General features: G+C 46.6%; 19 protein-coding genes and 1 pseudogene. 17 read left to right on the top strand and 3 right to left on the bottom strand.

Annotated features, from left to right (window positions below; all coding sequences use genetic code 11):
• Positions 1–173: 173 nt before the first annotated feature.
• The 8 genes and pseudogenes from glmU to E5983_RS04120 form a co-directional block, all read left to right on the top strand.
• Positions 174–1,559, top strand: a complete 1,386-nt coding sequence (gene glmU, locus E5983_RS04155) for a bifunctional UDP-N-acetylglucosamine diphosphorylase/glucosamine-1-phosphate N-acetyltransferase GlmU (RefSeq protein ID WP_160332654.1) — start codon at positions 174–176, stop codon at positions 1,557–1,559.
• Positions 1,560–1,606: 47 nt separating this feature from the next.
• Positions 1,607–2,164 (top strand): NUDIX hydrolase, encoded by a 558-nt coding sequence (locus E5983_RS04150; RefSeq protein WP_160332652.1) that lies wholly within the window; start codon positions 1,607–1,609, stop codon positions 2,162–2,164.
• A complete protein-coding gene (gene macP / locus E5983_RS04145) occupies positions 2,161–2,385 on the top strand; it encodes a cell wall synthase accessory phosphoprotein MacP (protein ID WP_160332651.1) in 225 nt (74 codons plus the stop codon). Before E5983_RS04150 ends, macP begins: the two co-directional genes overlap by 4 nt.
• A 12-nt stretch (positions 2,386–2,397) precedes the next feature.
• Entirely contained in the window at positions 2,398–3,090 is a 693-nt protein-coding gene (locus tag E5983_RS04140) for a 5'-methylthioadenosine/adenosylhomocysteine nucleosidase (RefSeq protein WP_160332650.1), read from the top strand.
• Positions 3,091–3,445: 355 nt separating this feature from the next.
• A complete protein-coding gene (locus E5983_RS04135) occupies positions 3,446–4,984 on the top strand; it encodes an ABC-F family ATP-binding cassette domain-containing protein (RefSeq protein WP_160332649.1) in 1,539 nt (512 codons plus the stop codon).
• Between the two features lie 8 nt (positions 4,985–4,992).
• A complete protein-coding gene (locus E5983_RS04130; RefSeq protein WP_160332648.1) occupies positions 4,993–5,292 on the top strand; it encodes a nucleotide pyrophosphohydrolase in 300 nt (99 codons plus the stop codon).
• A 212-nt stretch (positions 5,293–5,504) separates the two neighbouring features.
• Positions 5,505–6,416, top strand: coding sequence for a Fic family protein (locus E5983_RS04125; protein WP_160332647.1), 912 nt, complete (start codon positions 5,505–5,507; stop codon positions 6,414–6,416).
• Between the two features lie 94 nt (positions 6,417–6,510).
• Positions 6,511–6,972, top strand: a pseudogene (locus E5983_RS04120) (nucleotidyltransferase family protein); the annotation flags it as partial.
• 56 nt (positions 6,973–7,028) lie between these two features.
• Here E5983_RS04120 and E5983_RS04115 read toward each other — a convergent pair.
• On the bottom strand, positions 7,029–7,955 hold the full coding sequence (locus E5983_RS04115) for an aldo/keto reductase (protein WP_160332646.1): 927 nt from the start codon (positions 7,953–7,955) through the stop codon (positions 7,029–7,031).
• Between the two features lie 69 nt (positions 7,956–8,024).
• A complete protein-coding gene (locus E5983_RS04110) occupies positions 8,025–8,762 on the bottom strand; it encodes a peptidylprolyl isomerase (RefSeq protein ID WP_160332645.1) in 738 nt (245 codons plus the stop codon).
• Positions 8,763–8,964: 202 nt separating this feature from the next.
• Between E5983_RS04110 and E5983_RS04105 the strand changes: the two genes are divergently transcribed.
• The 8 genes from E5983_RS04105 to E5983_RS04070 all read left to right on the top strand — a co-directional run bounded on the left by E5983_RS04105 (position 8,965) and on the right by E5983_RS04070 (position 15,700).
• Positions 8,965–9,219: a VOC family protein gene (locus E5983_RS04105; protein ID WP_160332644.1), complete on the top strand. Its 255-nt coding sequence runs from the start codon at positions 8,965–8,967 to the stop codon at positions 9,217–9,219.
• Complete coding sequence (locus E5983_RS04100; protein WP_160332643.1) at positions 9,216–9,632, top strand: VOC family protein; 417 nt, start codon at positions 9,216–9,218, stop codon at positions 9,630–9,632. The genes E5983_RS04105 and E5983_RS04100 overlap by 4 nt, the downstream gene beginning before the upstream one ends.
• Position 9,633: 1 nt before the next feature.
• On the top strand, positions 9,634–10,164 hold the full coding sequence (locus tag E5983_RS04095) for a hypothetical protein (protein ID WP_160332642.1): 531 nt from the start codon (positions 9,634–9,636) through the stop codon (positions 10,162–10,164).
• Positions 10,165–10,183: 19 nt separating this feature from the next.
• The gene (locus E5983_RS04090) at positions 10,184–11,323 is read left to right on the top strand and encodes a site-2 protease family protein (protein WP_160332641.1); all 1,140 of its coding nucleotides are present in this window, start codon (positions 10,184–10,186) and stop codon (positions 11,321–11,323) included.
• 115 nt (positions 11,324–11,438) lie between these two features.
• Positions 11,439–12,782 (top strand): hemolysin family protein, encoded by a 1,344-nt coding sequence (locus E5983_RS04085; protein WP_160332640.1) that lies wholly within the window; start codon positions 11,439–11,441, stop codon positions 12,780–12,782.
• A 170-nt stretch (positions 12,783–12,952) separates the two neighbouring features.
• A complete protein-coding gene (pflA, locus tag E5983_RS04080; protein WP_160332639.1) occupies positions 12,953–13,747 on the top strand; it encodes a pyruvate formate-lyase-activating protein in 795 nt (264 codons plus the stop codon).
• A gap of 77 nt (positions 13,748–13,824) precedes the next feature.
• Entirely contained in the window at positions 13,825–14,760 is a 936-nt protein-coding gene (locus E5983_RS04075) for a manganese-dependent inorganic pyrophosphatase (protein ID WP_160332638.1), read from the top strand.
• Between the two features lie 67 nt (positions 14,761–14,827).
• Positions 14,828–15,700, top strand: coding sequence for a helix-turn-helix domain-containing protein (locus E5983_RS04070; RefSeq protein ID WP_160332637.1), 873 nt, complete (start codon positions 14,828–14,830; stop codon positions 15,698–15,700).
• A gap of 39 nt (positions 15,701–15,739) precedes the next feature.
• Here the strand turns inward: E5983_RS04070 and E5983_RS04065 are convergent, their stop codons facing one another.
• Positions 15,740–17,188: a UDP-N-acetylmuramoyl-L-alanyl-D-glutamate--L-lysine ligase gene (locus E5983_RS04065; RefSeq protein WP_160332636.1), complete on the bottom strand. Its 1,449-nt coding sequence runs from the start codon at positions 17,186–17,188 to the stop codon at positions 15,740–15,742.
• 355 nt (positions 17,189–17,543) lie between these two features.
• Between E5983_RS04065 and E5983_RS04060 the strand changes: the two genes are divergently transcribed.
• Entirely contained in the window at positions 17,544–19,169 is a 1,626-nt protein-coding gene (locus E5983_RS04060; protein ID WP_160332635.1) for a putative polysaccharide biosynthesis protein, read from the top strand.
• The last annotated feature ends 377 nt before the right edge of the window (positions 19,170–19,546 follow it).

Genomic DNA, 19,546 nt, shown 5'->3' with positions numbered 1-19,546 from the left:
TTTTTTTTCACTTATCAGTTTACTAGGAATTGCTTTTTTTTGCACTCTGAATTACAAAAAAAGTTGCATGGAGAGCAAGCTTTCCACACAACTTATTATAGAACCCCTTTTTTCTATTTAGGGGAAAAGTGCTATAATAGGGGATGAGTATGACAAGAAATAGAGGAATGAATATGTCGAATTATGCCATTATTTTAGCAGCTGGAAAAGGCACGCGGATGAAATCGGACTTGCCCAAAGTCCTTCATAAGGTTTCGGGAATTTCCATGTTGGAGCATGTTTTCCGCAGTGTGTCGGCCTTGAATCCAGCTCAGACGGTGACGATTGTTGGTCATCAGTCTGAAATGGTGGAGGAAGTTCTAGCAGGTCAGACCAACTTTGCCTTGCAAAAGGAGCAATTGGGAACTGGTCATGCTGTACGAATGGCTGAGGAAGTCTTGGGAAATTTAGAGGGACAGACCCTGGTTATTGCCGGAGATACCCCGCTGATTACCGGTGAGAGCCTCAAGTCGCTGGTGGATTTCCATATCAACCATAAGAATGTGGCGACAATCCTGACGGCAGAAGCGGATAACCCCTTTGGTTATGGGCGTGTGGTCCGGAATGCAGATGGTGAGGTGCTGAAGATTGTTGAGCAGAAGGATGCCAGCGATTTTGAGCAACAGATTAAGGAAATCAACACCGGAACCTATGTCTTTGATAACCGCCGCCTCTTTGAAGCCCTCAAGGAGATCACAACCGACAATGCCCAAGGGGAATATTACCTGACTGATGTCATCGGCATTTTCCGCCAGGCTGGCGAGAAGGTTGGGGCTTATATGCTGCGGAATTTTGAGGAAAGTTTAGGGGTCAATGACCGTTATGCCTTGTCCATTGCTGAAAATGTGATGCGCAATCGCATCAACAAGGGACATATGCTAAATGGTGTCACCTTCCAGAATCCGGCAACAACCAGCATCGATATTGATGTTGAAATCGCGGGTGACGTTGAACTAGAGGGGCAAGTGACCCTGCGTGGGAAAACCAAGCTGGAAACTGGAGTTTATGTCAGTGCCGGTTCCTACCTGCAAGACAGTCATATCGGTGCCAACAGTCGGATTACCCATTCCATGATTGAGGAATCAACCATTGGCCAGAATGTGACTGTTGGTCCTTATGCCCACATTCGGCCAGACTCCAGTTTGGCTGATGAGGTCCATGTAGGGAACTTTGTTGAGGTTAAGGGATCTAGTCTGGGGGCTGGGACCAAGGCTGGCCATTTAACCTATATCGGCAATAGTGAGGTTGGTCAAAATGTCAATTTTGGCGCGGGAACCATCACTGTCAACTATGATGGGCAGGCTAAATATGGTACAACCATTGGAGATGGGGTCTTTATTGGTTCCAATTCAACCCTAGTGGCTCCATTAACGATCGGCGATCATGCCCTATTGGCAGCAGGATCAACGATTATCAGTGACGTACCGGAGGATGGCTTGGCCCTTGGCCGGTCTCGGCAGGTCAACAAGGATGGTTATGCGGTGCGTTTCCCACACCATCCAGCCCGGAAGGAGAACTAATTTCTTGTATTTTGACGAGAAAAATGACGTTGAGGGAGGGGTATAAGATGAATTTTGAAGAAAAAACCTTGAGTCGTCGGGAAATTTTTCAGGGCCGTGTCTTTCAGGTAGCGGTCGATGAAGTTGAGCTACCGGATGGCAAGGGTGTCTCCACACGGGAGTTGGTCTTCCATAATGGGGCTGTTTGTGTGTTACCGCTTACCGAGGAGAATAAGATTCTCTTGGTCAAGCAATTCCGTAAAGCGATTGAGGCTACCAGTCTGGAGATTCCAGCCGGAAAATTGGAAGTTGGGGAAAATGCCGATCCCAAAGCGGCAGCCCTACGGGAATTGGAAGAAGAAATTGGCTATAGGGCCGATTTGGAGCTGCTGTATGATTTTTACACAGCCATCGGTTTTTGTAATGAAAAAGTGAAGCTCTATCTGGCTCGGAATTTAGAAAAGGTTGCCAATCCCCGTCCCCAGGATGAGGATGAGACCTTGGCCCTCTATGAGCTAGATTTGGACCAGGCTCTCGCTGCTATTGAGGCAGGTGAGATTTGCGATGCCAAAACGATTATGGCGATTCAGTACTGGCAATTGCTGGAATCGGGGACAGTCTCATGACAAAGCGACCGTCCTTTGACTCGGATAGCTATGAGGAAACAGAAGCACTAGATTTGGATCTGTTACATAAGATTGACCGCCTGGAGGTTGAGCCGGAAGTCCGGAAAAGCCGTCAGGTGGAGAATCAAAAACGGGCGCGTTTCCAACACACCCTGAATAAGATTCTTTTCTGGTTGCTCTTGTTGTTGATAATCCTGCTGATTTCTGTGTTTGTATTGTAGGAAAGTGAGAGAATGAAGATTGGAATTATTGCGGCGATGCCGCAGGAATTGGCTAGCCTCTTGGAGCAGTTGGAAAATGCTCAGAAACATCTGCGGCTGCGCCAGGTGTACCATACCGGTCATATCGGTCGCCACGAGGTTGTCTTGGTGGAAAGTGGAATCGGGAAGGTCATGTCAGCCATGACTGTTGCGATTTTAGCCCAAGAGTTTAAGGTTGATGCGGTCATCAACACGGGTTCAGCTGGGGCGGTGGCAACTGGTCTCAAGGTGGGCGATGTAGTGGTTGCGGACCGTTTAGCCTACCACGATGTGGATGTGACAGCCTTTGGCTATGCCTATGGTCAGATGGCACAACAGCCACTCTTCTTTGAAACCAGCAAGTATTTTCAAAATGTTTTCAAAGAGGTTTTGGAGGAGCAGGGCTTTGCGTCGCACCTGGGTCTGATTGCTACAGGGGATTCCTTTATTGCTTCAGCCGACCGTTTGCAGCAAATCAAGGCTCACTTCCCTGATGTACTGGCTGTTGAAATGGAGGGGGCTGCCATTGCCCAGGCTGCCCATGCTATTAACCTGCCCGTTATGGTGGTACGGGCTATGAGTGATACTGCTGAGCAGGATGCGGCTCTTTCCTTTGATGAATTTATCGTGGAAGCTGGCCGGAAATCAGCCCAGGTCCTTATCGCCTTTTTGCAGAAATTAGTTTAGGAAGTCTCTAGGGTAGCTGAAGTCGTATAAAAGACTATAAATTGATAAAAGAGATGAGGCTGGGGCAAAAGTCTAGCCTCATTGACTTTGTATAACAAAATACCTTTGACGCAGTAGCTGATTGGGTCTAACAGCATTGTATGCTGTTAGAGAGTACCAAATCTTGTTTGCGAAGCAAACTTCAATCGTTCGCTTTTCAAGCTCGAAAGAGGGCCTAATCAGCCTTGCGGGGGTGGGAGTAAAAAGCTCCAGTGGATCTTTTTAGCATGAGCCTGAAATTAAGAAAGCGAATAAACTAAATTTTTTCAAATTTAGTTCTGTCCCACTCCCCTCTTTTTTGAAGAATAGGAAAAGTATGAGTATATTAGAAGTTAAGCGTTTGAGTCATGGTTTCGGAGATCGGGCCATTTTTGAGGATGTTTCCTTTCGTCTGTTAAAGGGGGAACATATTGGCTTGGTGGGTGCCAATGGTGAAGGCAAGTCCACCTTTATGAGCATTGTGACGGGGCAGTTGCAGCCGGATGAGGGCCAAATAAGCTGGTCCAAGTATGTCAAGGCGGGCTATCTGGACCAGCACGCAGTTTTGGAGGCTGGTATGACCGTGCGTGATGTGCTGCGAACCGCCTTCGATGATTTGTTTAAAACCGAGGCGCGGATTCAAGAAATCTACATGGAGATGGCGGAGGCTACGGACTATGAGGCCTTGATGGAAGAGGTTGGCGAGTTGCAGGATCGTTTGGATAGCCGCGATTTCTATAGCCTTGATGCCAAGATTGATGAAGTGGCGCGTGCCCTTGGGGTCAGCGATTTTGGGATGGAGTCGGATGTAACTGAGCTTAGTGGGGGCCAGCGGACCAAGGTGCTCTTGGCCAAGCTGCTGCTGGAGAAGCCAGACATACTCCTCTTGGATGAACCTACCAACTACCTGGACGCTGAGCACATCGATTGGCTCAAACGTTATCTCTTAGAGTATGAAAATGCCTTTATTTTAATTTCCCATGATATTCCCTTCCTTAATGACGTGATTAATTTGGTTTATCATGTTGAAAATCAAGATTTAGTGCGCTACAGCGGGAATTATGAGCAGTTCCAGGAAGTCTATGCCATGAAGAAGGCTCAATTGGAAGCAGCCTATGAACGCCAGCAGAAGGAGATTGCCGACCTCAAAGACTTTGTCAACCGCAACAAGGCCCGGGTAGCGACTCGCAACATGGCCATGAGCCGGCAGAAGAAGCTAGATAAGATGGACCTAATTGAACTCCAAGCGGAGAAGCCTAAACCCCAGTTTGACTTCAAGGTGGCACGGACACCGGGACGTTTTATTATCCAAGCCCAAGGTCTGGAAATTGGCTATGACCGCAAACTGGCCGGACCGCTGGATCTGACCTTTGAACGCAACCAGAAAATTGCCATTGTTGGGGCCAACGGAATCGGGAAAACAACCCTCCTCAAAAGTCTTCTAGGTGTCATTCCTGCTTTGGGAGGTCAGGTTGAAGAAGGAGAGTTCCTAGAACTGGGCTACTTTGAACAAGAAGTACCTGGAGGCAACCGCCAAACACCTCTGGAAGCTGTCTGGGATGCCTTTCCAGCCCTCAACCAGGCCGAGGTCCGCGCAGCCCTAGCCCGCTGTGGCCTGACAACCAAGCACATTGAAAGTCAAATTCAAGTGCTGAGTGGAGGTGAGCAGGCCAAGGTCCGCCTCTGCCTGCTCATGAACCGCGAAACCAATGTCCTCGTCCTGGACGAGCCTACCAACCACTTGGATGTGGATGCCAAAGAGGAACTCAAACGAGCCCTCCAAGCCTACAAGGGCAGCATCCTTATGGTCTGCCACGAACCAGACTTCTACCAGGGCTGGGTCGATCAAGTGTGGGACTTCAATGAATTGATTTAGGAGCCTCTATGACAGACAAACTTATCCAAGATATCCTGAAATTCCGCGATGACCGTGGCTGGGGCCAAGCCCACAGCCCCCGTAACCTGGCCAGCTCGATCATCATCGAAGCCGCCGAGCTCCTAGAAAACTACCAATGGTGCGAGGAAGCCTTGGACCCCATCAATGTCCAAGAAGAAATCGCCGATGTCCTCATCTACACCTTACTCCTCACTGACCGCCTGGGTTTGGATGTGGAAACCATCATCCAAGACAAACTCAAGAAAAATGCCTTGAAATACCCGCTACCGTCAGAGAAGTTGAAATAAAGACTGAAAACCCAATCGAAAGCTCTGAAGATAGGAGCCTGATTGAGTTTTTAAGTCTTTTTGCAGGAATAAAACTATCGGGGTAAGGGACGACTAGGGTCATTATCCTTCCGAAAATACCCTAACTATCCTTCCGTTAAGAACCCTATCCTTCCGAACTCTGCTATAATGGTTTTAGGAAATGAATAATTTTTTAGAAGGTGAGGTGTTTTATGTATATCTCCGTTAAGAGGGCAGCTGATTCTTGGGGAATTTCTGATCGTCGTGTGCGTGATTTGTGTAGCCAGGGGAAGGTGGAGGGCGCTGTTCGTGAAGGACGTTCGTGGAAGATTCCGCAAGATACGCCTAAACCGGTTGATGGTCGCTATAAAAAGGCGGAGAGTCTGGTGGTTTTAATTGACCAAAAGATGACTAAACTTGCCTCCCTTCGTCCCTTAACCCAAGGAGAGGTTGAGCGCCTAAATGAGGAGTTTATGGTGGAGTTTACCTATAACTCCAATGCGATTGAGGGGAACACTCTGACGCTTCGTGAGACGGATTTGGTCCTACGTGGCTTGACCATTGATCAGAAACCTCTAAAGGATCATCTCGAAGCAATTGGACACAAGGAGGCTTTTGAATATGTGCAAACCTTGGTGGCAGCAGGAACTCTCTTGACGGAACAGGTTGTAAAAGATATTCATTATTTGGTTCTATCGGATAAAAAGGATGATCGAGGTGTTTATCGCAAGGTACCTGTTCGTATCGTAGGGGCTGCCAACGAACCTGCTCAACCCTTTATGATTCGCCCCTTGATGGAGCAATTGTTGAAAGACTATGAAGATAGTCAGGAGAACATGGTGACTAAAATGGCTCGTTTTCATATTCTTTTTGAAAGTATCCATCCTTTTATTGATGGTAATGGGCGTACAGGGCGCCTTTTGGTGAATTTAGAGTTGATGAAGGCGGGTTACCCTCCCATTGATATTAAATTTTCAGATCGCTTGACCTACTACCGAGCTTTCGAGGACTATCATACCAAAGGAAGTTTATCAGCGATGGAGGACTTGTTTGCTTACTATTTAAATGAGAGATTGGATATGTATTTGTCAATCCTTTCTTTTGAGGATGTAGACAAAGATTAGTATGAAGCATAAACAAGCCGTCGTAGAAAGCTTGTGAGCTGAAAACTAAGACTTGTCACCAGTGGGAGGTATTCCCTTTGCTTACTAAAGTTGAACGCTTGCTAAGGTTCCGACGCAGGCTATTTTGGACTATCGGCTAAATTTACACGAGTCGATCAATGATTATCTGATGAAGGCTGATCTTCAGGATATTGCTTACGTTTATCGTGTGAAAACATCTGAAAGTATTCTTGATAAAATCGACCGTTTTTCTGAATGTAAGGAAGGATACCCTGTCAATTCCATTTTAAATGATATTTTTGGAGCACGGGTGATTTTACAGTCAGAAGAACTGACGCAAGTGATGGAGCAGTTGGATGCTTGGAAGGAAGGATTTGGTTTAAAAAATTGGTATCTCCGCGATAAGGACGGCTATCTTGGTGTCTATGTTTACTTTACAAACAAAAGTAATTTTTGCTATCCTTGGGAGCTCCAAATCTGGGATGCCAAAGATGTGGATGGTAATATTCAGAGTCATAGCCTTTATAAACGGAATTTCGTCAAGCATCAGTCCTAGTACAAAAAAGGCCAGCCTCTTTTGCTAAGAAGACTGGTCTTTTTGCGCTTTCAAACTTAAGGAAGTGATTTCCCAGCGGCCAGGTAAATTTCATACCACTCTTTGCGGCTGAGGGTAATGGTGCTAGCTTGGGCAGCTTCTAAAATGCGTTGGGGTTGGGTGGTGCCAATGATGGCTTGCATCTTAGCAGGGTAGCGCAGGACCCAGGCGATGGCAATGGCTGAAGGAGTGGTCTGGTAGTTTTGCGCTAGGCGGGTGAGGACCTGGTTGAGTTTTTCAAATTGGGGGTTTCCCAAGAAGACTCCTTGGAAATAGCCGTATTGGAGAACTGACCAGGCTTGGATGACCATGTCTTTTGCACGGGCGTATTCAAAGATACCGGTTGGACCAGAGCTGGCGATGGCTTCTTCCATGTTCACATGAAAACCTGTGTCAAATTCTGGTGTGAAGGCAGCACTGAGTTGGAGTTGGTTGATGGCGAGTGGTTGGGAAACCGCTGTTTTGAGGAGTTCAATCATCATGGGATTTTGATTGGAGACTCCAAAGTTACGGACTTTGCCTGTTTTTTCTAAGTGGTTGAAGGCTTCGGCGACTTCTTCTGGCTCCATCAGAGCGTCTGGTCTATGAAGAAGCAGGCTATCGAGTTGCTGGATGTGGAGGCGTTTGAGGATGCCGTCGACGGACTTGAGAATATGCTCCTTGGAGAAATCAAAGTAGGTAAATTCCTCGATGCGGATGCCGCATTTGGATTGGATCCACATCTGATCGCGCAGGTCGGGTCTAGTTTTGAGGACTTGTCCGAGTATCTCTTCGGAGCGTCCGCCTCCGTAGATGTCTGCAAGGTCAAAGGTGTTGATGCCTGCTGCTAAGGCGGTTTCGACTAATTCCTCAACCTCTCGAGGAGAGAGGCTTTTGATCCGCATCAGGCCTAGGACGATACTGGATAGTTTGGTGTTTTCTGAGTTGAGTTCAATCGTTTTCATGTGGGTGATCCTTTCGAGATAAAGTAGTTTTAAAAAACCTCAGGCGGATTGTGTCTGAGGTTGAGGGGCTCATTCGGATTGAATGGTGATTTTTTGGATGGTGATGGCTTCCTTGGGTTTATCTTTGTCGTCTGTTTCCGTGGCAGCGATTTTGTCGACAACCTCCATGCCTTGGGTGACCTGTCCGAAGACGGTGTAAGAGCCGTCGAGGCTAGGGTTGCCTCCTTTTTGATAGGCTTGGATGATTTTGGGATGGTAGGTGTTGGGATCCAAGCGGCTGGAGATATCTTGGGTGTTTTGGTTGATGAAGAATTGGCTGCCATTGGTGTCGGGGCCGGCATTGGCCATGGAGACAGCGCCTCGGATATTGTAGAGGTAGGGGCTGATTTCGTTCTTAAAGCCGGTGCCCGGATCTTTTTCGTTGTCTTTACCAGCCCAGATGGATTCACCTCCGCTCCCGTCACCCTTGGGGTCTCCGGTTTGGATCATAAAATCCTTGATGACCCGGTGGAAGCTGAGGCCATCATAATAGCCTTCCTTGGCATGGGTCAAGAAGTTCTCAACGGCCAAGGGCGCGTATTCCGGAAAGAGTTTGAGGCTGATGTCGCCTTGGCTGGTTTTGAGGGTCACGATCGGCTCCTGTTTACTAGCCTTGGTCGTCAACTGGGGAAAGTCGGTCTCTGGATTTTTGAGGACTTCTTGGAGCTGGGCGTTTAAACTTAATTCTTGTTTGGGTTGGTTTTGATAGATGATGAGGGCTAGGGTCGCTGCACTGGCCAGTAGGCCTGCAATGAGTAGTTTTTTCATAGTTGATTTCCTTTCGTGTTCTGTGCTCATTATAACGAATGGAGGAGGGACTTTCAAGCTTTTTACGGAGATCCGTGGTATACTAGGGATAGACGGAGGAGTACAGGATGAGTGACTCTTTCAGTCAAATAATGGCCTATATAACGGCTCTGGAAAGCCCCAGTTGGTTGAGTGTCAGGAGAGTAGGGGAATCGTTTCCGACTTGTGGATTCTTAAGAAGGATGGTCAGCTAAAGTCTGTGTTTCAAGACCAGGTCAAGGTAGCTGAATTGAACCCTGAATTGGATTTGGGAAGACCGTCCTTTTTAATGGAGTATTCTGACTTGGATGCAACCTACCCATTCATGCTCGATCGGGGCATTTTAGTTATGCCTATTGTTGACTTAGATCTCATGCGGGTCTTTAATTTTTCCGATTTAGAAGAAAACTATTTTGCAATTCGTGAGGTGAAAAAATGATTAAAAGAATGGAAGTGTATTTGGTGACGGATGGCAATGGTCAAGAGGCTGTTGAATTTTACAAGGGTGTGTTAGGTGCTGAAGTGACGAGCTTGACCCTCTGGGGCGATGCGATTCCTGACGTAGCTGATGAGCATAAGCACTTGGTCTTGAATGCGCAACTGGTGGTTGACGGGATTCGTCTGCAAATCTCAGATGAAAGTCCAGAGTATAGCTATGCTCCTGGTCGTAATGTGGTACCATCAATCATCGTAGATTCAGTAGTAGCTGCTCAAAAACTCTACGATGCCCTAAAAGAAGAGGCGCAGGAGGTGACCTTGGAATTGCAAGAAACCTTCTGGTCACCAGCCTATGCCAACTTGATTGATAGGTATGGGATCAACTGGCAAATTTCTGCAGAAGTAGAGGGGTAAGATGGTTAGTTTGGCAGAACGTTATGCGGATTATCCAGTCCAGCCCTTTATTTCCGAGCAGCAGGCACTGGATCATGCCCAAGGTAAGGTTGCACCGGCTGTTCCGCGAAAAAATATGGAGCTCTTAGAAGGGGAGATTCTTGCTGGTGATGTGATTCTCTTGTGGCGAATTGCCCTGGGGACTTTTACAACAGAATCGGTTTTTCCTAAGTACTTTGAATATACCTACGGGATTGATGCCCCCCACAATTTACAAGTGCTTGAGGAGCGCGGTTTGGTCCGCCAGCAAAAAGCGCGTGAATCGCTGGCCCATATTAATGCCGGTCAGAAGAAGGCTATCCTCAAGAACCAAGGGGTTAAAGGTTTTTCTAAGATGAAGGCGGCAGAACTAGACCAGGCCCTGTTGGATCAGGTTGAAGACCAGGCTCTGGAAGCTAGTTTTGACATTCGGGGCTATTGTTTGACAGCTCAAGGACAGGCCCTTTTTGACCAACATACAGAGGTTTTAGATCGTCACCCTAAAAAAGGTTAGGCTAGAAGGGGAGTCACTTATGAAGAATGGTTTGCTGAAGGTCGTTTATACTTTGGTTTTGCTAGGTGCTGCTTTTTGGTGGGGACTCCGATTTGGAGCCTTGCTTGCGCAGGTTTATGTTGGACCTAGCTGGAATAATGTTTGGCTAGAAACTCTTTTTGAAAGTACCTTCCTGATTTTACTTCATCTGCCGCTCTATCTGCTAGTAGTTTTGCTACATGAATTTGGTCATCTGCTCGGGGGGCTGTGGTCTGGTTACCATTTCGTCTCTTTTCGGGTCGGAAACCGTGTCCTAGTTCGCTGGGATGAGGGCTTGGTCTGGAAACGATTTTCCTTAATGGGTACAGGTGGTCAATGTATCATGGTACCACCGGTGAGGAGCGATGACCAGTTTCCGTTTTTACGCTACCACCTAGGTGGTCCGCTGATGAATCTGCTGCTGAGTCTCGTATTCTTTTTAGCCTTGGAGATGCAACCGTCTGTGTGGACCCTGTTGCTATGGTCATTTGGCGGGCTCAATTTATTGTCAGCTTTGGCAAATGGGATCCCTTGGAAAGGGAAGGTCGTTGCAAATGACGGCTGGAATGCTTGGAACTTGTCTAAAAATCCCGCTGAGCGCGAAGTTTTTGCCAAACAGATGTTGATCCTCGAAGCCATGACTAGAGGCCAACAGTTGCGAGCCTTACCAGCGGATTGGTTCCGGATCGAGTCTGAGAGTCGATCTGAAAACTCCTCGGCTGCGAGTTTGGCATTTACACGAGCTCAATATATGATTGATAAAGGGGAGGAACAAGCGGGGATAGACTTGCTTCAAAGTTTATTGGAAAGCAAGTCTTCAGTACCTAGCTTCGAGCGGACCACGATGCAACTGTTCAAGCTCTATTACGATTTGTTAACGGAGGCAGGTAGTGTGGATTTGTCTGTATTAGATGACAAGGAAACGCAGCAGTTCCTTAAGGGAATGAAGGACTATCCTTTTGTTTTGAGTCTGAACTATGCTCTGGCCCGGCTGTCCAAGCAAGACCAGGTAGAAGCGGCTCGGATTCGCCAGCGTTTGGACCGGGTATTAGAGACGTACCCGACCAAGGCGGAAATTGATTCAGTCTGGGAGGACCTGGAACTGATTGATCGAATTGCGGCAGGGCAGCCACTCGATTAGGAAAAACAAGAGTGGGGTAGGAGGAATTTTTTAGTTTCCTTCTGTCCCACTTTCTTGTTTTTTGTAAAATATGGTAAAATAAGCTTATCTTTACATTATTAGGAGAAAAAACACAATGGAAGATCCTAGCAGTCAGAATTTGGTGGTACAGATTGTATTACTCTTTTTCCTGACCTTTCTAAATGCCTTCTTTTCAGCTTCTGAGATGGCTATGGTGTCGCTCAACCGTTCGCGTGTGGAGCAGAAGGCTGGAGAGGGAGACCGGGCTTATCAGCGTTTGTTGAATGTCTTGGAGGAGCCCAATCATTTTCTATCCACGATTCAAGTCGGGATTACCCTGATCAATATCTTGGCCGGGGCTAGCTTGGCCGATACCCTGGGCCGTATGTTTGCGACCTGGATGGGGGGCGGTGAGACGGCCTATGCGGTCGGAAGCTTACTTGCTTTGGCACTGTTGACCTACATTTCGATTGTGCTGGGTGAGCTTTATCCTAAGCGAATTGCCTTGAACCTCAAGGAATCCCTAGCTGTCCGCACAGCTCCAATTATTTTATTTTTGGGAAAAATTGTCAGTCCCTTCGTTTGGTTGCTATCGGCTTCCACCAACCTTCTCAGTCGTTTGACGCCAATGGAGTTTGATGATGCCGATGAAAAAATGACGCGGGATGAGATCGAATACATGCTCTCAAAAAGTGAGGAGAGCCTGGATGCGGAAGAATTGGAGATGCTTCAAGGGGTTTTCACCTTGGATGAACTGATGGCGCGTGAATTGATGGTGCCCCGGACTGATGCCTTTATGGTGGATATCAAGAACGCAAGCGAAGAGAATATCCAAGCGATTTTGAAGCAAAACTTTTCACGGATTCCCGTCTACGAGGGTGACAAGGATAACATCATCGGTATTCTTCATACCAAGCGGATTTTGACCGAAGCCTTTACGGCTGGTTTTGAAAATCTATCCTTGGAGAAAATTCTCCAAGAGCCCCTCTTTGTACCAGAAACCATGTTTGTCGATGATCTCTTGGCTTCCTTGCGGAATACCCAGAATCAGATGGCGATTTTGCTGGATGAATATGGAGGTGTTGCAGGTCTGGTGACCCTGGAAGATCTCTTAGAAGAGATTGTCGGAGAGATTGAGGATGAGACCGATAAGGCAGAGCTTGAAGTTCGTGAATTAGCAGATGGAAGCTACATTGTCCTCGGAGCCATGACCCTCAATGATTTTAATGAACACTTTGATGTGGAACTGGCAAGTGATGATGTCGATACCATTGCTGGTTACTACATCACCACTCTAGGCAGCATCCCAACAGAAGGGGAACGCCTCTCGGTTGATTTGGAGTCCAATGGCTATCGCCTCACCCTGCGTAATGACAAGGTGAAACGAGGTCGAGTAACCAAACTTCGCCTCCACATAGACAAAATCCAAGAAGACCTGGAAGAAACGACTTCTAAATAAGGTTTAAGCCAAGGAGGCTGGGACAAGATCCCTGGCCTCTTTTTTAGTAGCTGTCTTTTCCAGTTCTGATAGGGATAAATAGTCTTACTTGGAAATGGTTTGGAAAAACTTTCCCATTGTCAAAAAAAGTGCTATACTAAAGAAAGTAAAACGCTTACAGGAGGGCTGTTATGGGACAAGTAATTGATTATGGACAGGTAACAGGATACGTGCATTCGACAGAGAGTTTTGGGGCTGTTGATGGTCCGGGCATCCGCTTTATTGTGTTTTTGCAGGGATGTAAGATGCGCTGCCAGTACTGTCACAATCCAGATACTTGGGCCTTTGAAAATGAACAGGCACAGACGCGGACGGTGGATGATATTCTGAAAGAAGCCCTCCGTTATAGGGGTTACTGGGGCAAGAATGGGGGGATTACCGTTAGCGGTGGAGAAGCCCTCTTGCAAATCGACTTTCTGATTGCCCTTTTTACCAAAGCTAAAGAATTGGGCATCCATACAACTTTGGATACTTGTGCCCTGCCTTTTCGCAACAAGCCGGAGTATTTGGAAGTATTTGACCGATTGATGGCTGTGACCGATTTGGTCTTGCTGGATATCAAGGAGATCAATGACGAGCGACACAAATTTGTAACCAGCCAAAGCAACCGCAATATTCTGGATTGTGCCCGCTACCTGTCAGATAAAGGGATTCCAGTCTGGATTCGCCACGTTTTGGTACCCGGCTTGACCGACCATGATGAGGACTTGAAGGAGTTAGGTGAATTTGTAAAAACCTTGAAAAATGTTGATAAATTTGAGATCCTGCCTTATCACACCATGGGTGAATTTAAATGGGAAAAATTGGGAATTGACTATCCACTCAAAGGGGTGAAACCACCAACCAAAGAGCGGGTTGCCAATGCCAAGAAGTTAATGGAGACAGAATCCTACCAAGACTATCTCAAGCGGGTCCAAAAGGGCTAATTCTGAAGATTGCCACTTGGTAGAAGTCCCTTCTTTGTGTTAAAATAGTAAATGAAAATTGGAAAAGAGGTAGAAACATGTCAAAAATCTTGGTTTTTGGTCATCAAAACCCTGATACAGATGCGATTGCATCATCCTATGCCTATGCTTATTTAGCTCGCCAAGCTCATGGTTTGGATACAGAAGCGGTTATCTTGGGACAACCTAATGAAGAAACGCGCTTTGTGTTAGACTATTTTGGTGTTGAGACGCCACGTGAAATTCAATCCCTTGCCCAGGAAGGTGTTGAACAAGTTATCTTGACAGACCATAATGAGTTCCAACAATCTGCAGAAGGCATCCGTGATGTTGAAGTTTTCGGTGTTGTTGACCACCACCGTGTCGCTAACTTTGAGACTGCTAATCCCTTGTTTATGCGTCTTGAGCCAGTTGGTTCAGCATCTTCGATTGTTTACCGGATGTTTAAAGAAAACCAAGTCCAAGTACCAAAAGAATTGGCTGGTTTGATGCTGTCTGGTTTGATTTCAGACACACTTTTGTTAAAATCACCAACAACCCATGTCACAGATGTTCCTTTGGCAGCTGAGTTAGCAGAGCTAGCCGGTGTAGACTTGGAGGCTTATGGACTAGAAATGTTGAAAGCTGGGACCAATCTCTCCAGCAAAACAGCTGCTGAATTGATCGATATTGATGCTAAGAGCTTTGAATTGGGTGGGAACACTGTCCGTGTAGCCCAAGTCAATACGGTTGATATCGCTGAAATTTTGGAACGCCAAGCTGAAATTGAAGAAGCTATGCAAGCAGCTATGGCAGAAGCAGGCTACTCTGATTTTGTCTTGATGATTACCGATATTGTCAACTCGAACTCTGAGATTTTGACCTTGGGGGCAAATCCAGACAAGGTTGAAGCAGCCTTCGGTTTCACTTTGGAAAATCACCATGCCTTCTTGCCTGGTGCTGTATCTCGTAAAAAACAAGTTGTTCCACAACTAACAGCAGCTTTTGCCAATTAAAATGTGAGGAAGGTAGGTCTTGGTTGGATCTGCCTTCTTTCGCTTATAAACAATGTAAAGGGTCTATATGAAATCATTTGGAAAAGTGTTTAAACAATTTCGGCAGTCACGAGGCTTGTCCTTGCGCTCCATTGCCACAAAAGATTTATCCGTGTCGCAATTATCGCGGTTCGAAAATGGCCAGTCCGATCTCACCATCTCGAAGTTTAAAATTGCTTTAGATGAAATCAATATGCCCATGTCTGAATTTCTCTATGCGGTTCAAGACTTTAAACGTGATGAGTTGCAGGAATTACTGCACCAGATGGATATTTATGTGCTTCAAAATGATGTTGTCAGCATGCGCCACCTCTTGGAATCTAGACCTGTCAAACCCCGGCTAAGACGCTTGTTTTATGAATTAAACACGATTATCATTAAAATCAAACTGGAAGAAATGACCGGAGATCCGGTTGTGTCTGAGCGTGATTTAAGTGTCTTGACGGATTACCTAATTGGCGTTGAGTATTGGGGCTACTATGAATTACTGCTATTTACCCATTCCATGCACCGTTTTCGCCATGCGCTGTTTATGACCCTGTCCAAGGAAATGATCTCACGGTCGGAGTTTTATAAGGAGCTTCCTCTCAATCGCCGGATGATTAATTATTTGGTCTTGGAAGCCTTTGTGCTATCCTGCGAACGTCAGGAACTCATTGACGCCCAGTACTACCGAAAATTCATCAAAAATCATCACTTTGAAGAGCGGGATATGTTTGAACGGATGGTGGTTCAATATGGAGAAGGAATGTTTGAGTTCTTCTTTCATGATGAACGTAAAGGATTGATGCAGATGGAAGCTGTGATTGAGTCCTTCCGCGCCCTGGGAAGTATTCATTTAGCCCAGTCCTATGAAAATCGGGTTCGGGCAGCGCAAAAGATTAAAGCTACTAAAAATTAGCCATCGTAAAAAGGAACCACAATTGGTTCCTTTTTACGATTATTCAAGTGCTTGGACGACAACTTGGGGGTCGCCGGGATAGGGGATTTTTTCCCCTTGGACAATTTGAAAGGCATCCGCTCCTTTACCAGCAATGATAATGGCATCCTCACTCTGATACTGTTGGCTCAGAATTTCTTGGATGGCTGTTTCGCGGTCGGCAATGATGGTTACAGGGCGGTGGAGGTAGCTGGCGATTTCCTGGGAAATGGCCACGGGATCCTCATAGTTGGGATCGTCTGCGGTGAGGACGACCTCAAGGTCTGGGTAGTCGTTTAAGAGAAGGCCAAAGTCCTTGCGGCGGTTTTCTCCCTTGTTGCCAGTGGCACCGAGGATGAGGGCGAGCTTGCCCTTCTGGTAGTGGGCCACGGTATCGATTAGCTTTTTCAGACTATCACCATTGTGGGCATAGTCAATAAAAATTTTAGCTCCAGAAGGATGGGTTAAAACTTCCATCCGACCATCAACCTTGGTTTGGGCGATACCGGCTTGAATGGCTGCTGGACTTGCTTCTAGCTGTTGGCAGGCCAAGCCAGCGGCTAGGGCATTTTCTTGATTAAAGTCACCAATTAATTGAATATCATAATCGCCAGCGAGAGGACCACCAACCTTGAAGTGAAAGGCCGCAGATTCTTCAATGGTATTGGGACTTCCCAGGCCATAGGTTGTGTGCGGTTGGTCTTGAATCGAATCCAAGAGAAAGTCGCTATGATCCATTTGCTGGTTCAAAATGAGGAAGCGGCTGTTGGCTAGGAGCTGCCGCTTGTGGTAGAAGTAGTCCTCATAGCTAGGATGTTCAATCGGCCCAATATGATCGGGGCTGATATTGAGAAAGACGCCGACATCAAAAGTCAGGCCATAGACCCGCTTGACCAAGTAGGCCTGACTGGACACCTCCATAATAAAGTGGGTACGGCCATGGGCGACAGCTTCGGCCATCATGGCAAAGAGATCCAGACTCTCAGGAGTAGTTAGTTGCGATTTGAAAAAATGGACCCCGTCCAGCGTTGAGTTCATGGTTGAAAGCATGGCGGGTTTCCATTCTTGCTTGAGAATGTTGAAAGCAAAATAAGCAGCCGTTGTTTTCCCCTTGGTCCCAGTAAAAGCTAAGAGCTTGAGCTTTTTCTCGGGGTGTTGGTAAAATTCCATCGCAATCAGGCTCATGGCCTGTTTGATATCATTGACCAAAATCACAGGAATGGCGACTTGGTAGTCAATCTCACTGACATAGTAGCGCAAGCCTTGCTGGATGGCAGCTTCAAGGTATTCGGCTTTAAACTGTTGCCCCTTGGCAAAAAAGAGGGTGTGTTCAGAGACCTGGCGACTATCATAGCTCAGCTCTTGGAAGGTCCAATCGTGGCCTCGATAGTGGAAGGTATCCTGGTCGACAATAGCACGGAAGTTATGGTCCGCTTGTAAAATTTGTAAGGCGGTTTCAAGTTTCATCATAGCCCTATTGTAACCCTTCTGGTGTGCTTTTACAAGTCAAAGATGATTGCCTTTTTTTCGTTAAAATCTTGGAGGGACTGGGCCTTCATGCTATAATGGTACTAGTATTTTCGAATAGCTTAGACTCATTTAATTTCAAATTTTGATGTTGTCAAGCCTCCTTGATGAACCTAAGTTCTACCTTCGTCGGCTTTCCTAGTCAATTCCTTGAAATTATTCGAGTATTCAAATTTTGATTTTAATTAGGTATTAGACTCTTTCGAGTTTTCTTCATACATTGTAAGTTTAGGTCCTATGATGAGAACGAGTTTGAGAGCTTATTTTAATTTGGAAGTAGTATTAAAAGGGGATTAGAATGAATGACCAACAAGCGCGTCAGCAGGAGCTGATGCTGAAGGGAGCGGCTTGGATGACCGCTAGTAACCTCATTAGCCGCCTGCTCGGGGCCCTCTATATTATTCCGTGGTATGGCTGGATGGGGGCTCATGCAGCCGAGGCCAATGGACTTTTTACCATGGGTTATAATATCTACGCCTGGTTCCTTTTGGTCTCAACCGCAGGCCTGCCAGTAGCGATTTCCAAACAGATTGCCAAATACAATACCATGGGGCAGGAGGACAAGTCCTTTGCCCTGATCAACCGTTTTTTGAAATTGATGGTGATCCTTGGTCTGGTTTTTGCCGCCCTCATGTATCTAGCCGCTCCCCTCTTCGCTTCGGGTTCGGGAGTTGGTGCTGAGTTGACCCCGGTCATGCAGAGTTTGGCCTGGGCCGTGCTGATTTTTCCAGCTATGAGTATTATCCGCGGTGTTTTCCAAGGTTACAGTAATATGCGCCCCTATGCCATGAGCCAGATTGCAGAGCAGGTGGCCCGGGTCATCTGGATGTTGCTGGCGACCTTCCTGATTATGCAGCTGGGCAATAAGGACTACGTCTCGGCCGTTACCCAATCCACCCTTGCCGCCTTTATTGGGATGCTGGCCTCGATGGCGCTTTTGATTTTTTTGCTTAATCAAGAAGGGCTTTTACGCCCCATCCTTGCTGCTTCTGGTCAAAAACTGGAAGGTGGCAGCCAACTGGTGCTAGAAACGCTCAAAGAAGCCATACCTTTTATTATCACAGGGTCTGCCATCCAGCTCTTTCAAATTATTGACCAAATGACTTTTATTAATGTCTCCCGCTGGTTTACCAAGACCTCAGAAACAGAGCTTCTAGTGCTTTTTTCCTACTTCTCAGCCAATCCCAATAAAGTCAGCATGATCCTGATTGCGGTTGCCTCCTCTGTGGGTGGAGTAGGGATCCCACTCTTGACAGAGAACTATGTCAAAAAGGACTTGGCGGCAGCAGCCAAACTGGTCATTGATAATCTCAGTTTGCTGCTGACCTTCCTCATTCCAGCAACGCTAGGTTCCCTATTAATGGGGCGGGCCCTCTATACCTTCTTTTACGGCCAGCCAGAAGGAGCAGCCCTAGACCTATTTGTGTGGGCCATGTCCTTTACCCTCCTCCTAGGCCTCTACACCGTTTTGGCGCCAATGATTCAAGCCCTCTACCAGAATCGCTTGGCCATGCTTTACTTCCTTTACGGCTTGGGAGCCAAACTAGTCTTGCAAATTCCATTTATCTGGATCTTTGGTTCCTATGGCCCACTCCTGTCAACCGGAGTAGCCTTAGTCCTCCCCTGCTTCCTGATGTACCGCACGATTCATCAGGTCACACGCCTCAATCACAAGCGCCTGATGAAACGTGTGGTTCTAGTAACTTTAATGACACTTATTATGTCGCTCGTGACCATGCTGGCCCAAGCCCTCTTGTCCCTGGTGATTGGAGTCAACAGCCGTTGGGGCAGCCTGTTACACCTAATGATTGTGGGTGCTATTTCCGTCTACGTTTACGCTTGGATGGCCCTCAAAAGCAACCATTTGGACCGGGTCATGGGCAGCCAGGCCAACCGTTTGCGCCGCTTATTACGAATCTCTTAACATTAGCTGGGCCTGTCCCAGCTTTTTTTGATGGAAAGGGATTTGTTTATTGGGAATCAGTAGGTGGTAGAAAGAGTGTTTTAGAGGAATTTATCTTTTTAAAAATATTTCTTGAATTGTCAACTCAAGTGCAATAAGTCAGCTGCTTCCTAGAATTCTATGGATTAAGGAGGCTGGGACAAAAACCCCTCTGACTAACGCAAAAAGCAACGGTTTTAAAGCCGTTGCTTTTTTGCCTTATGGAGATAGTCTTGATACAATATAATTAGGATAAAATACTGAGAAAGGCTATCCCATGTACATTCACTATAACACAAATCAAACCACCTTACCACTAGAAATTGCTTCAGTCTTACCACAGGATCATATTGTTTTCA

Origin of the sequence: Streptococcus danieliae, assembly GCF_009767945.1 — a bacterium.
Lineage (GTDB): Bacteria > Bacillota > Bacilli > Lactobacillales > Streptococcaceae > Streptococcus > Streptococcus danieliae.
This window is presented reverse-complemented; position numbering and strand designations above follow the sequence as displayed.

What these genes read in the sequence shown, in the direction of transcription:
- E5983_RS04130 (WP_160332648.1), top strand. Translation starts at nt 4,993, where the DNA reads ATGACAGACAAACTTATCCAAGATATCCTGAAATTCCGCGATGACCGT.
- E5983_RS04095 (WP_160332642.1), top strand. Translation starts at nt 9,634, where the DNA reads ATGGTTAGTTTGGCAGAACGTTATGCGGATTATCCAGTCCAGCCCTTT.
- E5983_RS04070 (WP_160332637.1), top strand. Translation starts at nt 14,828, where the DNA reads ATGAAATCATTTGGAAAAGTGTTTAAACAATTTCGGCAGTCACGAGGC.
- glmU (WP_160332654.1), top strand. Translation starts at nt 174, where the DNA reads ATGTCGAATTATGCCATTATTTTAGCAGCTGGAAAAGGCACGCGGATG.
- E5983_RS04075 (WP_160332638.1), top strand. Translation starts at nt 13,825, where the DNA reads ATGTCAAAAATCTTGGTTTTTGGTCATCAAAACCCTGATACAGATGCG.
- pflA (WP_160332639.1), top strand. Translation starts at nt 12,953, where the DNA reads ATGGGACAAGTAATTGATTATGGACAGGTAACAGGATACGTGCATTCG.
- macP (WP_160332651.1), top strand. Translation starts at nt 2,161, where the DNA reads ATGACAAAGCGACCGTCCTTTGACTCGGATAGCTATGAGGAAACAGAA.
- E5983_RS04150 (WP_160332652.1), top strand. Translation starts at nt 1,607, where the DNA reads ATGAATTTTGAAGAAAAAACCTTGAGTCGTCGGGAAATTTTTCAGGGC.
- E5983_RS04115 (WP_160332646.1), bottom strand. Translation starts at nt 7,955, where the DNA reads ATGAAAACGATTGAACTCAACTCAGAAAACACCAAACTATCCAGTATC.
- E5983_RS04065 (WP_160332636.1), bottom strand. Translation starts at nt 17,188, where the DNA reads ATGATGAAACTTGAAACCGCCTTACAAATTTTACAAGCGGACCATAAC.
- E5983_RS04125 (WP_160332647.1), top strand. Translation starts at nt 5,505, where the DNA reads ATGTATATCTCCGTTAAGAGGGCAGCTGATTCTTGGGGAATTTCTGAT.
- E5983_RS04060 (WP_160332635.1), top strand. Translation starts at nt 17,544, where the DNA reads ATGAATGACCAACAAGCGCGTCAGCAGGAGCTGATGCTGAAGGGAGCG.
- E5983_RS04090 (WP_160332641.1), top strand. Translation starts at nt 10,184, where the DNA reads ATGAAGAATGGTTTGCTGAAGGTCGTTTATACTTTGGTTTTGCTAGGT.
- E5983_RS04135 (WP_160332649.1), top strand. Translation starts at nt 3,446, where the DNA reads ATGAGTATATTAGAAGTTAAGCGTTTGAGTCATGGTTTCGGAGATCGG.
- E5983_RS04100 (WP_160332643.1), top strand. Translation starts at nt 9,216, where the DNA reads ATGATTAAAAGAATGGAAGTGTATTTGGTGACGGATGGCAATGGTCAA.
- E5983_RS04110 (WP_160332645.1), bottom strand. Translation starts at nt 8,762, where the DNA reads ATGAAAAAACTACTCATTGCAGGCCTACTGGCCAGTGCAGCGACCCTA.
- E5983_RS04085 (WP_160332640.1), top strand. Translation starts at nt 11,439, where the DNA reads ATGGAAGATCCTAGCAGTCAGAATTTGGTGGTACAGATTGTATTACTC.
- E5983_RS04140 (WP_160332650.1), top strand. Translation starts at nt 2,398, where the DNA reads ATGAAGATTGGAATTATTGCGGCGATGCCGCAGGAATTGGCTAGCCTC.